The following is a 13,644-nucleotide window of genomic DNA, read 5'->3' on the forward strand; positions in this document are numbered from 1 at the left end:
ACACTCAGTAGAAAGCTCAAGCGACGTTGTCAGACATCGGACAACAGATCGACGGGTGGAGGCCTGATCGATCGGCCGCTTGGAGGATCATAATGACTATACATGGCGGGCTGACGCCCGAACTGATTTTACCGCAGGATAGCGAGACCGCCACTCTGGTTGGTCGTGTCTGGTCGAAGGCTGCGGACGGCCCCTGCCCTGTCCTTTACCGGAATGGTAGGCTTCTGGATCTTTCGTCGCTCGCTGCGACGCTGTCAGCACTGCTTGAGATCGACGGCCTGGTGGAGCGCCTGACGGCAGCCACCGATTGGACGGATCTCGGCTCTCTCGATGACTTCCTAGACGGCACTGCCGGAACGCTGCTGGCGCCAGTTGACCTGCAGGCGATCAAGGCCGCGGGCGTAACTTTCGCAGACAGCATGCTGGAACGGGTCATCGAGGAACAGGCCAAGGGCGATCCGCTTCGGGCCCAGGAGATCCGTGGTCGCTTGGCGCCGGTACTGGGCGACAGCCTCAAGGGGCTTGTGGCCGGCTCGGAAAAGGCAGCAAGCGTGAAGGCGCTGTTGCAGGATATGGGGCTTTGGTCGCAGTATCTCGAAGTCGGGATCGGTCCGGATGCGGAAATCTTCACCAAGGCCCAGCCCATGTCGGCCGTCGGCTGCGGGTCGCTGGTCGGGATTCACCCGAAGTCGGATTGGAACAATCCCGAACCGGAAGTGGTGCTTGCTGTCACATCCACGGGTGCGATTGTCGGTGCGACGCTTGGCAATGACGTCAATCTTCGCGATTTCGAAGGACGGTCCGCCCTCCTTCTCAGCAAGGCAAAAGACAACAACGCATCCTGTTCTCTCGGTCCCTTCATCCGACTGTTCGACGGCGAATTTTCGCTCGAAGACGTCAAGAAGTCGGAGATCTCGCTTGTAGTCGAGGGCCCTGAAGGTTTCGAGATGACGGGCGTCAGCCCGATGCAGGCAATTAGCCGCACGCCGGAAGATCTCGTCTCGCAGCTTCTCAACCGCAACCATCAATACCCTGATGGCGCCGTATTGTTTCTCGGCACCATGTTTGCGCCGGTCAAGGATCGGCGCGGCAAGGGTCTGGGCTTTACCCACGAAATTGGCGACCGCGTCGAGATATCGTCGCCAAGGCTCGGGCGCCTGGTGAATTGGGTGGAAAATAGTGAAGCCTGCCCGCCCTGGGACTTCGGGCTGACGGCTTTGATGAAGAACCTCGCGAAGCGCAAGCTCTTGTAGCCGCCGCGGTTGATGGGAGGAGGAACCCGATGCAACGAATAAACGATCTCTTTTACCGCTTTCTGGAACTGCTGCTGATCCTGCTTTTGGCAGGCATGGCAATCATGGTGTTCCTCAACGTGGTGCTGCGCTACGGTTTCAACTCCGGCCTCAACATATCGGAAGAGCTATCGCGCTACTTCTTCGTCTGGCTGACCTTCATCGGTGCAGTCGTGGCGTTTCGCGAACATTCCCACCTTGGTGTGGAGTCGCTGGTCGCCATGCTCGGCCGCTCGGGCCGTATCGCCTGCATGATCATTTCGAACCTGCTGATCATCCTGTGTTCGGCAATTTTCTTCTGGGGCACATGGGTCCAGTTGCCGATCAACGCCAGCATGGTCGCGCCTGTGACCGGGCTTTCCATGGCATGGGTCTACGGCATCGGCTTCTTCACCGGTGGAGGATGCGTGCTGATCGCGCTCGAACGTCTGTTCCGCCTGATCACGGGTCGCGTCACCGACGCGGAAATCGCAGCCTTCACGGGTGAAAACATGACGATCGAACAACTGGCGGAGCGGACCTAAATGACACTTTTCGTCTTTGTTGGATCGCTGCTTGGGGCGATGGCCGTTGGCGTCCCCGTCGCGTTCTCGCTGATTTTCTGCGGCGTCGTGCTCATGTGGTACATGGACATGTTCAACAGCCAGATCATCGCGCAGAACATGATTGCCGGTGCAGATACATTCACCCTGCTCGCCATCCCCTTCTTCATTCTCGCCGGCGAATTGATGAATTCCGGCGGTTTGTCGAAGCGTATCATCGATTTCGCGATCGCCTGCGTCGGTCACATCAGAGGTGGTCTCGGGATCGTCGCGATTTTTGCAGCGCTCATCATGGCCAGCATTTCGGGTTCAGCCGCTGCCGATACGGCCGCCCTTGCCGCCATCCTCATCCCGATGATGGCCAAGGCAGGCTATAATATTCCCCGCTCTGGCGGTCTGATCGCTGCCGGCGGTATCATCGCCCCGGTCATTCCGCCGTCGATGGCGTTTATCGTGTTCGGCGTTGCCGCGAACGTGTCGATCACCCAGCTCTTCATGGCGGGCATCTTCCCCGGCATCCTGATGGCCGTCTCACTGATCATCACCTGGCTGATCGTGGTGCGCAAAGATAACGTCCAGGCGCTTCCAAAAACCACCTACAAGGAACGCCTGCACGCAACCGGACGCGCTGCCTGGGCGCTCGGCATGCCTGTGATCATCCTCGGCGGCATCAAGATTGGCATCGTGACGCCGACCGAAGCTGCCGTCGTTGCCGCCGTCTATGCGATGTTCGTCGGCATGGTAATCTACAAGGAACTGAAGCCAAGAGACCTTCCGCACGTCATTCTGCAAGCCGCCAAGACGACTTCGGTCATCATGTTCCTCGTCTGCGCGGCACTCGTATCGGCATGGCTCATCACGGCTGCGAATATTCCGGCAGAAATCGCCGGCTATATCGAACCGTTGATCGATCGCCCGACGCTGTTGATGTTCGTCATCATGATCCTGGTTCTGGTTGTCGGTACGGCACTGGATCTGACGCCGACCATCCTGATCCTGACGCCGGTTCTCATGCCGATCATCAAGCAGGCGGGAATCGATCCGGTCTATTTCGGCGTGCTCTTTATCATCAACAACTCGATCGGCCTCATCACGCCACCGGTCGGTGTTGTGCTCAACGTCGTCAGCGGTGTCGGGAGAATACCGCTTGGCAAGGTGACGGCCGGCGTGTGGCCGTTCCTTCTTGCGCAGTCGCTCGTGCTTTTCCTGCTCGTGCTGTTTCCCGATCTTGTGATCGTGCCCGCACGCTGGTTGCATTGACGGCCTGCCATTCAACCTGTTCACATCAACGTCCAACTGGGAGGACTACTATGAAGAGACTGCTTCTTGCCACTACAGCGATCGCGCTTGCCTGCTCCACAGCGGCACCGGCCTTCGCCGAATTCAAGAGCCGCAACATTCGCGTTTCTAACGGCATCAATGCCGACCATCCGGTCGGTAACGGAATCAAAGCCATGCAGGAATGCCTGGACCAGAAGTCCGGCGGCAAGCTGAAGCTGACCGCTTTCTGGGGCGGCGCTCTTGGCGGCGACCTTCAGGCAACCCAGGCGCTGCGCTCGGGCGTTCAGGAAGCCGTCGTCACATCCTCATCTCCGCTCGTCGGCATCATTCCGGCACTCGGCGTTTTCGACCTGCCGTTCCTGTTCCGCGATGCCCCTGAGGCCTACAAGGTGCTCGACGGCAAATTTGGCGACGAGATGAACAAGAAGCTCGATGGCGCCGGTCTGGTCAATCTTGCCTATTGGGAAAACGGATTCCGCAACCTGTCGAACTCCAAGCGCGCCGTCACCAAGTGGGAAGATTTCTCGGGGATGAAGGTTCGCGTCATGCAGAACAACATCTTCCTCGACACCTTCCAGAACCTTGGTGCAAACGCGACCCCGATGGCCTTCGGCGAAGTCTATTCGGCTCTGGAAACCAACGCGATCGACGCGCAGGAAAACCCCTATGTGACGATCGACACCTCGAAGTTCTTCGAAGTGCAGAAATACGTCACCGAGACCAACCACGCATATACGCCGTTCCTCTTCCTCTTCTCCAAGGCGATCTTCAACACCTATTCGCCGGAAGAACAGACTGCACTGCGTGAATGCGCAGTGGTCGGTCGCGATGTGGAGCGCCAGGTGATCGGCGATCTCAACAAGAAGTCGCTGGAAAAGATCAAGGCCGCCGGCCTGGAGGTGAACACGCTGTCGCCTGAGGAGCAGGCTCGCATTCGTGAAAAGTCGCTTGCTGTCTATGAAAAGCACAAGGACCAGATTGGTGCCGATGTGGTTGATGGCATCCTGGCGGAACTTAAGGAAGTCCGTAAGTAAGCATCAGCCTTCGGCAGACGAGCCCGCGACGTTACCGTCGCGGGCTTTTTTCATGGCTATTCGAGCGCGATCGGCTGCACCTTTTGGCGCTTCTTCAGCGTCTGCTCACGCAGGAAGATGAAGACGCCGGAACCGACGATCAGTGCTGCACCGATCAGCATTCCGAATCTCGGCATATCGCCAAAGAACAGCCAGCCGAACAGAACCGCCCAGAGCAAAAGCGTGTACTGTAGGGGAGCGACCGTTGCCGCATCCGAGATCTTCAATGCTCTGTTTACGAGAACGTGAGCCGTCATTGCCACTATACCGAGCAATGCGAGCAGGCCAAAATCGCGGGTAGAAGCGATCGGCGACCAGTCGAAAGGCGCGAAAGCAAGGCCTGCAAGTGCCGCACCGACGATCTGGAAAAAGACAAGCGTCCGGTCTGGGGTGGCCCTCAGGAAACGACCTGAAATCATCATGAACGCGAAGGCGGCACTGCCGAAGATGGATACGATCGCTGGCGGACTGATCATCGCGCTCGACGGTTCGAGCGTGATGACGACACCGATAAAGCCGATGCCGATTGCAGTCCACCGACGCCAGCCGACTTTTTCACCCAGTAGCAGTGGCGAGGCCGCGGCGACATAGATCGGTGCTGCGAGCCAGTAGGTCATGACGTCTGCGAGCGGAAGATACATCACGGCATAGTAGAAGCAGAAAACCTCGGCGGTGGAGCAGAACACCCGAAGCGCCTGAATGCCGGGTCGTTCGACCTTCAGCAGCGAGCCGAATCCTTGAAAGAACAGGAAGGGCAGCAGGATGACAAGCGCGGCGAGGCTGCGCAGAAGCACGACCTGTCCAAGGCCGTAGCTCGAAACGAGCCACTTCCCCATGGCGTCGTTAAGGGCGAACATGACCATGCCGAGCAGCATGATGAGGGGCCCGGCCATGCGCGCCGAGACGATTTGCTTGGAGATGGATGCGATCATGCCGCGATGCCCTACATGTCTGCGAGGTTTGAGAAACGCCGTGTTACGGTGAAGACCTTGTCCAGGTCTGGATTGAGGTCCATTCCGAGGCCAGGACCAGGCGGAACCGTGATCATGCCGTTCTTCACCTCAGGCAGTGCGGTGACGAGATCGCGGTACCACGTCTTGTAGAAGGCGCGCACACTTTCCTGCACCAGCGCATTGGGTGCGTTAAGCGACAGGTGCGTCGATGCGCCGAGGACAACCGGGCCTGTGCAATCGTGCGGAGCGATCGGCAAATGCCAAGCCTCCGCCATCGAGGCGATCTTGCGCGCTTCAGAAAGTCCGCCGCACCAGGAAATATCAAGCATGACGATGCCGGCGACGCCCGTTTCGAGATAATCCCGAAAACCCCAGCGCGTTGCCAAGGTCTCAGATGCTGATATTGGTGCGGGCGATACTTCGGCATAACGACGCAGACTCGACAGGCTATCCATCTTGATCGGGTCTTCATGCCAGAACGTGCTGTAGGGCGTTAGCGCCTTGGCGATCTGCATCGCGGGCAGGAGCTGCCACATGGAGTGAAACTCCACCATGATGTCGATCTTGTCGCCGACAGCGTTGCGGATCTTTTCGAATGGCTGAAGCGCTGCATTGAGATCGGAAGGTGAAATATACTGTCCCCTCGTCTTTTCGGCGGCGGCATCGAAGGGCCAGATCTTCATCGCCGTGATCCCCTCCTCCAGCAGCGAATGTGCCAATTCGTCCGCCCGGTTGAGAAACCCGTTGAGATCGTCGTAGTCCGAGCCGGTCGACAGGCCATAGTTGCCCGTGGTCTGGCCAGTGGATTTCTTGATATACTCGGTGCCGGCGCAGGTATTGTAGGTGCGGATTTCCTTGCGGCTGAAGCCGCCCAACAACTGCGCGATCGGCTGGCCCGTGACCTTCCCGAACAGATCCCACAACGCGATGTCGAAAGCCGAGTTGCCACGCACCTCGGCACCCGAGGATCGGAACCCGACATAGCCCACGAGGTCCTGTGCGAGAAGATCGATGGCAAGCGGATCGCGGCCGAGCACCCGCGGTGCAACATATTCGTGAATGTAGCTTTCGACCGTCTCTGCCCCGAAGAACGTCTCGCCGAGACCGGTCAGACCTTCATCCGTATGAACCAGAACCCAGATCAGGTTTGCGCGCTCTGCAACTCGCACGGTTTCGAGTTTCGTGATCTTCATTGATACCTCCCTTAATGTCCTCCACGACATACCCTCATCATTAAGGGATCGTTTGGACGATAGAAAGGCCGGGAACACTCGTTTCAGTTCGCTTTTGTCTTTATTTGCAACGCGTTAACCCGTCAGATCAAAGTATTCCCCAGGCGCGAAAGCGCCCTCGCCCGGTAAATTCGCGAAGATTAAGTTCGGCAGCAATCTTCAGCGCGCCCTGCGGGGTTATCTCCAGTGTGTCGGCAATCATCCCGCTCGAAACAAGCGGGCGCGACAAGACAAGTTCGATTAGCTGGGGAAGCCGCGACGACTGTCGCCGGCCCACCAGACGGCGCTCGAGCTGCTGCTTGGCGAGGAACAACCGCTGGTGCTCCTTCATGCCATGCTCGGACGCGAGCGCAATTGCTTCCGTGAACGCGAGAAGCCTCACCATGCGGTTCCTGGTCATTCTGCGCTCCCGCGACACCTGCCGGAGACCGAAGTTGACCGCGGACAACTGCGTTTCGGTTAACCCGGCTTCGCGCAACACCGCGCTCGCCAGCAAACGTCCAAGCCATGGCGCATGCTTCGACACCTGCAGGTTAGACCAAGCGTCCCACGCAACGGCGGCCCTGAGGAGGGGCGGCATGGACTGCGTTTCGTCCAACACCACCCGCCATTCCGACAGACGAGCGTCCTCGTCCCAGTCCTCGTCATAGATGAGAGCGTCCCGGCCTGGTATCTTCATCGAACGAACGCTTACGGCGTCCGCAAGCAACGCCTGGCTTCGCGCGAGAACAGCATCGATAGCTGCCAAGGGATCCTCGAAATCATCGTCACGCGAGAGCGTTGCGAGCCCTCTCGGTGCCGCCTTGATCTCAATGTCTTGAGCCTCGTCATGACGACCGGACCTCAGCGCGGCAAGACCAGCGGCGCTCAAGGCCCATTCCGGTTCGCTCGCCGCAATTCGCCGGCGCGTTCGCAGTACGTCATGGGCAACTGTCAATTCGTGAGTGGAGGCTCGAACTGCCATCCCTGCGTCATGGAGAACAAGGTCTTCGATATGGACAAGTTCCCCATCGATCCACAGGGACGAGCAGGCTTCCAAGAATTGGGCGCGATCGATCCAGCCTTGCCGTACGGGGGAACTAGCGATCCGCTCATCGAGTCGTACAACGCCGGCAGTCGCTGCGGAGATCGGTCCGAACAACTCACCAAAGTCAATTTTTGAGAAATCGTAACGCATTGAAAGCGTTATAGTTCAATGCCGTTGTGAAAGCTAGCGTCACGTTCGGTTTCGCTACCGGACACAAGGTGGATCCGTCCGTTTGACGGAACCGTTCAGCTTCTGGCGTGATGGATCAAGCTAGCATCTGTATGGTGATAAGCAAGCACCATAAACACTTATTGACAGGTTAAAGATGGCAAACGTTTAGCGATCCACTGAGCAGAATTTGATACCTTACCCTGCCCCACTTCCCGTTGTCCGCGGACAACGAGCGCGACTTTTGCTCTCCACAGGCGCAAAATTCATTTGCATTGAATCATTTGTACAACTCGTGCGAATCGGGGCATATTCAACTGCGCAGTTTTCCGAAGAACTTCGCCAATTGCGCAGTTGGAGAGAAAGATGCCGCAGCCAAGCTTGAAAGTCGACGAACCTCAGGAGCACTTGCCAACGACTCTGGCAACAGATTCCCAGGAGCTTGCGCATCAACTTCAGATGCATCAAGCGAAAATCTTCGCACCGACATCTCAAAAGACGATCCGGCCCTTCCAGCCAGCCGAAGCCGCGAGCTTCATCGGGATCGGAGAAGGATATCTCCGTCAGGTTGCCGCAGAAGGATACGGACCCGAGCCGCTGGCGAACGGCCGGCGTGTTTACCTACCGACCGACATGGATCGTATTCGTCAGGTTCTCGACGAAAAGAACGGCGTGGCGAAATACGTACCGGCCCGCCGTCCTGGCGAAAAGCTGCAGGTCATTTCCGTCATGAACTTCAAGGGCGGAAGCGGCAAGACGACGACGTCCGCGCACCTGTCTCAATATCTTGCCCTTCGTGGCTACAAGACGCTCGCGATCGATCTCGATCCGCAGGCGTCTCTGTCGGCGTTGTTCGGGCATCAACCCGAGCTCGATGTGGGCGAAGGCGAGACGCTCTATGGTGCGATCCGCTATGAGGATCCGCGCCCTATTTCGGAAATTGTCCGCTCCACCTACACACCGAACCTGCATATCCTGCCGGGCAACCTCGAACTAATGGAGTTCGAGCACGAAACGCCCAAGGCAATGGCGTCGGGACAGGTTGCGACGATGTTCTTTGCCCGCATCGGCGAAGTTCTTGCCGATATCGAAGACCTTTACGATGTCGTCGTCATCGATTGCCCGCCGCAGCTCGGCTTCCTGACCATGTCGGCGCTTTGCGCCTCGACATCGACCTTGATTACCGTTCACCCGCAAATGCTCGACGTCATGTCGATGTCGCAGTTTCTCTCGATGACCAGCGAACTGATGTCGGTTGTCGAGCGGGCAGGGGGGCGGACAAGCTATGACTGGATGCGTTATCTTGTGACGCGGTTTGAACCCAATGACGGCCCACAGAGCCAGATGACGGGCTTTATGCGCGCCATCTTCGGCAATCGTATGCTTCACAACGCCATGTTGAAGTCGACAGCGATCTCCGATGCCGGCGTCACGAAACAGACACTGTATGAGGTCGAGCGCAATCAGTTCACCCGCGGCACTTACGACCGCGCGATGGATTCGCTCAATGCCGTGAACCTCGAGATTGAAGAATTGATCCGGTCCGTGTGGGGGAGGCGCTAACAGATGGCACGTAAAAACCTGATCGGCATCTTCGAGCCTCCGGCGCCGGACAACAGTTCAGCGCCAACACCTGCCGCACCCCCGGCTGCTCAATCGTCACGTCCATTGGCCGGAATGGCACCGGCCGTCCGCAGCGGTGTCCCCGTTGGTGGCATCACGAGAACGCTTGGCAGCATCACGCAGAAGATGGAAAGGGCGCAGGATCTCGAGCGGCAGCTTTCGGAAGGTCTTTCCGTCGTTGAACTGGATCCATCGCTGATCGACAGTTCCTTTGTTTCCGACCGTATGCTGATCGATGGCGAAGCGCTTTCCCAACTGGTCGAGCAGGTTCGCGAGCATGGACAGCAGGTGCCGATCCTCGTGCGGCCTCATCCCGACCAGTCGGGCCGGTTCCAGGTCGCCTACGGTCACCGCCGACTTGCAGCCGTCAGACAGCTGGGCCTCAAGGTCAAGGCGGTTGTCCGCGTTCTGACCGATGACCAGCTGGTCGTCAGCCAGGGTCAGGAAAACAACGCCCGCACGAACCTCTCGCATATCGAACGCGCCTTGTTCGCCACCCGTCTCGAGGATCGTTCGTTCACGCGCGATATCATCATGGCAGCGCTTGGCGTCGACAAGGCAGCCTTGTCAAAAATGATCAGCCTGGTCCGGGCGATTCCGATGGAAATCATCGATGCGATCGGTCCGGCACCTGAGGTTGGCCGCAGGCGGTGGACGGAGCTGTCGGAAAAGCTCAATGCCGGAAACATTCCAAGGCTGCTCTCGTGCCTTCAGAAGGGCAGGGCAGAGGGAAAGACAAGCGACGAGCGTTTCCAGCTCGCGTTTACACAGTTGTCCGTGAAACCTGAGGATAGTGGCAAGCCGGCTCAAGCACAGCTGAGGGGTCTGCCCGTTGTCATGCGCAAATCGGGAAACCGGTCGACATTCGTGTTCGATGCGAAAAGCGCGCCGGGTTTTGACGACTTCGTCAGCGAACGGCTCACAGAGCTTTTCGCAGAATTTAAACGCAACAAGGGAGTTTGATCAGCAAAAGAAAAAGGCCCCCGAACGACCAAGGTCGTGGAAGCCTCTCTCCGATTTCTAGCAAGATCGAGAATCGCACTTCCATGAATCACAGTCAAGAGTCTTTGGCACCGTTTCGGTGAGCGGCTTTCTTTTGCCTGAAAAAAGGTGAGAGAAAATGGAGAGTGGAACTTTAACGACGCCCTTTGGGCGGCGGACGATGTCGTATGGGCTGTTGGCAAACCACCAAAAAGCCAGCGAAATCGCATCGGGAATCAAGCGGTCGAAGTGGAAACTGTTTCGGTCGATATGCGAATCACGGTCGTCCCTTGGGATCAGTGACCGGGCACTGACCGTGCTCGACGCTCTCCTGACCTTCTATCCGGGCGACGAACTTTTCGAAGATGGCAATCTCATTGTCTTCCCGTCGAATGCCCAGTTGTCGCTTCGAGCGCGTGGAATGGCACCGGCAACCCTTCGGCGCCATCTCTCGGTGCTGGTGGAAACCGGACTAATCCTGCGCAAGGACAGCCCGAACGGCAAACGCTATGCGCGCCGCAGTTCAGGTGGCAAACTCGATGATGCCTTCGGCTTCAGTCTCGCACCACTTCTGGCACGCGCACGAGAGATCGAAACGATGGCAGCGGAGATCGCTCTTAGCCGTGAACAACTCAAAGCTGCAAAAGAGAGAATTACTCTTTGCCGAAGAGATCTCGCAAAGCTGATTACTTTTGCCGTGGATGAAAAGATTTCCGGTGACTGGGAGCAGGCACAGACAAATCTGCAATGCGTCCTACAGGCAATTCCGCGCGTCCTCACTCTCGATATCGCAGAGCCGCTCATCACAAAACTCTCGGTACTTCGTGAAGAAGTCGTCAACCAATTGAAATTAAATATGAAATCACCAGAGATGAGCGCCAATGAATCTCAAAGTGAGCGCCACATACAGGATTCAAAAACAAATATCATTTCTGAATCTGAACAGGTGTCGAAAGGGCTTTCAACCGAACAAGCACCGGAACACACTCTGGCGAACGGCACAGCAATCGAAGAGATTGACGATCAACGCGATACTCGACAAAAGGGCCCTCGTTTGAGCTCGATCACCACACACAAAGCTCTACCACTCCCATTCGTCCTGCAAGCCTGCACCCAGATCAACGATTATGGGCCAAGAGGTGGGATCGCGTCCTGGAGGGATCTGATTACGGCAGCCTATGTTGTTCGTTCCACTCTCGACATCACGCCAGCTGTCTATGAACGCGCAGCAATCGTGATGGGGCCTGAGAACGCCGCAACAGTGCTTGCCTGCATGCTCGAACGCGCTGAGCAAATCACGTCTGCTGGAGGCTATCTGAGAGACCTGACCCGCCGGGCAGAGAAGGGTGAATTCGCGACCGCGCCGATGCTGATGGCTCTGATGAGAGGCAGTCGATCGAAGCCTGAAACATACCCAAGCACAACCTCACCCCGACAAGGGCCGACCAAAACCGCTTGGGTTTGCTGATGATGACATCGGGGAATTTTGGCTCGATCCCCGTCGCCAAAAGGTCCGCAGAACCATCGTTCGGAGTTTGTGAAACAAAGAGAAACCTCTCCTAGCTCACGGCCAGCGCGTCTGGAGATCGCGTCAACGAGTGGAAATCGAACACACAGACAAACGTCACATCCGCGTAACATTGGTCCCCTAGAGCTACGCCAAGTCAGCGGCGCGGTTGAGGTCCTCCCGAAACACGCGGCCAGCCGGCTCAAATTTGTTTGTCGATTTCGAGTGGCATCTGACGCGGAAACCATTGTGTTTTCCGTGAACGCATTCACTCGCCCACAGGAGAGATCCAATGCCTTCTATCAACCGTCGCCACGCTTTGGCGCTGATGTCAGCCGCAGCAGGCACCATTGTCCTTCCACGCATGTCCTTTAGCCAGTCGACACGCCCATCGGTGACGATTGCCGTTCAGAAGATCACCAACAACAATACGTTGGACGTCTGGAACGAACAGTCGAACGTTGGCGAACGCGTGTTCTTCCCCAACCTCTGGGAAGGCCTGATCGGCCGCGACTGGATGGGCAATCAGGGGCCTGTTGCCAGTCTCGCGACCGAATGGAAGCGCATCGACGACAAGACGCTCGAACTGAAGCTGCGTCAGGGCGTGAAATTCCACAACGGCGACGAACTGACCGCTGAAGATGTTGCGTTCTCCTTCTCCAAGGAACGCCTGTTTGGTAATACCGAGCCGAAGGGCGGCAAGACCGTCTTTGAAGCCGACAACAAGCCGACCACGGTCAAGGAACTGCCGGCGATCGTTCCCGGTGTCGCTCGTCGCCTCTGGCCGGCACTGGCCGGTGTCGAAGTCGTCGACAAGCACACCGTGCGTTTCCACAATGCAACGCCTGACATCACGCTCGAAGGCCGCCTTTATTCCTTCGGCAGCCAGATCACCAACCGCCGCGCTTGGGACGAAGCCAAGAGCTATACGGATTGGGCCCGCAAGCCGGTCACGACCGGTCCTTACATGGTCTCGGAATTCAAGCCAGACGTGTCGCTGACGCTCGTCGCTTTCGACGAATACTGGGGTGGCCGTCCGCCGCTGCAGCAGATCCGCTTCGTCGAGGTTCCGGAAGTCGCTTCCCGCGTCAACGGCCTGCTCTCAGGTGAATACGACTTTGCCTGCGACCTGCCGCCAGACCAGATCTCGGCGATCAAAGCGGCTCCTGGCCTCGAAGTGCAGAGCTCGACCATCTGGAACCACCGCATTTCCACGTTCAACACGCAGAACCCGGTTCTTGCCAACCCGCTGGTCCGTCGCGCGATGACGCATTCGATCGACCGTCAGGCGATCGTGGAAGCACTGTGGGCTGGCCAGACAGTCGTTCCGGCCGGACTTCAGTTCGACTCCTTCAAGACATCCAACATGTATGTCGAAGGCTGGGCTGCGCCGGAATTCAACCCGGAGCTTGCTCGCAAGCTTCTCAAGGAAGCCAACTACAAGGGCGACGCCATCCCGTATCGCCTTCTCAACAACTACTACACCAACCAGACTGCGAACGCGCAGATCATGGTTGAGATGTGGAAGCAGGTCGGCCTCAACGTCGAGATCCAGATGAAGGAAAACTGGGCGCAGATCCACGATCCGGCAGGCGTCAAGGGTGTCCGAGACTGGTCCGCTTCCAACTCGATCAACGATCCGATCACACCACTCGTCGTCCAGTTCGGACCAAACGGCGAAGCGCAGCAGAAGAAGGACTGGACGAACGAGGAGGTCAACAAGCTTTCCGTCATCATGGAAACCTCGACTGACCGCGCCCAGCGCCACAAGGCTTTTGCCCGCATGCTGGAAATCTGCGAACGCGAAGACCCCGCCTATCAGGTCCTGCACCAGAACGCCGTCTTTACCGGCATGAAGAAGTCTCTGAAGTGGAAGGCAGCACCTGCCTTCGCCATGGACTTCCGCACAGCCAACTGGAACGCCTGATCGTTCTGATGTCTCACGCCGGCCGCGGAATTCGCGGC

The 13,644-nt window shown here is 57.7% G+C and carries 11 protein-coding genes; 8 read left to right on the forward strand and 3 right to left on the reverse strand.

The window, feature by feature from the left end:
* The first annotated feature begins 92 nt into the window (after positions 1–92).
* The 4 genes from IFT66_RS20080 to IFT66_RS20095 are packed head-to-tail and all read left to right on the forward strand — an operon-like array spanning position 93 to position 4,149.
* On the forward strand, positions 93–1,253 hold the full coding sequence (locus IFT66_RS20080) for a fumarylacetoacetate hydrolase family protein (RefSeq protein WP_092664385.1): 1,161 nt from the start codon (positions 93–95) through the stop codon (positions 1,251–1,253).
* 29 nt (positions 1,254–1,282) lie between these two features.
* A complete protein-coding gene (locus IFT66_RS20085) occupies positions 1,283–1,816 on the forward strand; it encodes a TRAP transporter small permease (protein ID WP_062458592.1) in 534 nt (177 codons plus the stop codon).
* On the forward strand, positions 1,817–3,094 hold the full coding sequence (locus IFT66_RS20090) for a TRAP transporter large permease subunit (protein ID WP_062458589.1): 1,278 nt from the start codon (positions 1,817–1,819) through the stop codon (positions 3,092–3,094).
* Between the two features lie 50 nt (positions 3,095–3,144).
* Positions 3,145–4,149, forward strand: coding sequence for a TRAP transporter substrate-binding protein (locus tag IFT66_RS20095; RefSeq protein ID WP_062458586.1), 1,005 nt, complete (start codon positions 3,145–3,147; stop codon positions 4,147–4,149).
* A 56-nt stretch (positions 4,150–4,205) separates the two neighbouring features.
* Here IFT66_RS20095 and IFT66_RS20100 read toward each other — a convergent pair whose 3' ends face one another.
* From IFT66_RS20100 to IFT66_RS20110, 3 genes are all read right to left on the reverse strand, one after another.
* On the reverse strand, positions 4,206–5,120 hold the full coding sequence (locus tag IFT66_RS20100; RefSeq protein ID WP_249406520.1) for a DMT family transporter: 915 nt from the start codon (positions 5,118–5,120) through the stop codon (positions 4,206–4,208).
* Positions 5,121–5,131: 11 nt separating this feature from the next.
* Positions 5,132–6,334 (reverse strand): mandelate racemase/muconate lactonizing enzyme family protein, encoded by a 1,203-nt coding sequence (locus IFT66_RS20105; RefSeq protein WP_192078690.1) that lies wholly within the window; start codon positions 6,332–6,334, stop codon positions 5,132–5,134.
* Between the two features lie 127 nt (positions 6,335–6,461).
* Complete coding sequence (locus IFT66_RS20110) at positions 6,462–7,550, reverse strand: RHE_PE00001 family protein (protein WP_192078691.1); 1,089 nt, start codon at positions 7,548–7,550, stop codon at positions 6,462–6,464.
* Positions 7,551–7,934: 384 nt separating this feature from the next.
* Here IFT66_RS20110 and repA point away from each other — a divergent pair, with 384 nt between their 5' ends.
* The 4 genes from repA (at position 7,935) to IFT66_RS20130 (ending at position 13,606) form a co-directional block, all read left to right on the forward strand.
* Positions 7,935–9,131 carry a plasmid partitioning protein RepA gene (gene repA / locus IFT66_RS20115; RefSeq protein ID WP_192078692.1) on the forward strand — a complete coding sequence of 399 codons (1,197 nt, stop codon included), beginning with the start codon at positions 7,935–7,937 and terminating at the stop codon, positions 9,129–9,131.
* 3 nt (positions 9,132–9,134) lie between these two features.
* Positions 9,135–10,154 (forward strand): plasmid partitioning protein RepB, encoded by a 1,020-nt coding sequence (gene repB / locus IFT66_RS20120; protein ID WP_192078693.1) that lies wholly within the window; start codon positions 9,135–9,137, stop codon positions 10,152–10,154.
* A 157-nt stretch (positions 10,155–10,311) separates the two neighbouring features.
* Positions 10,312–11,640 (forward strand): plasmid replication protein RepC, encoded by a 1,329-nt coding sequence (gene repC, locus IFT66_RS20125; protein WP_192078694.1) that lies wholly within the window; start codon positions 10,312–10,314, stop codon positions 11,638–11,640.
* A 331-nt stretch (positions 11,641–11,971) separates the two neighbouring features.
* Positions 11,972–13,606: an ABC transporter substrate-binding protein gene (locus IFT66_RS20130; protein ID WP_192078695.1), complete on the forward strand. Its 1,635-nt coding sequence runs from the start codon at positions 11,972–11,974 to the stop codon at positions 13,604–13,606.
* Positions 13,607–13,644: the final 38 nt, after the last annotated feature.

The sequence above is a fragment of the Rhizobium sp. CFBP 13726 genome (genome assembly GCF_014841925.1).
Taxonomy (GTDB): domain Bacteria; phylum Pseudomonadota; class Alphaproteobacteria; order Rhizobiales; family Rhizobiaceae; genus Neorhizobium; species Neorhizobium soli.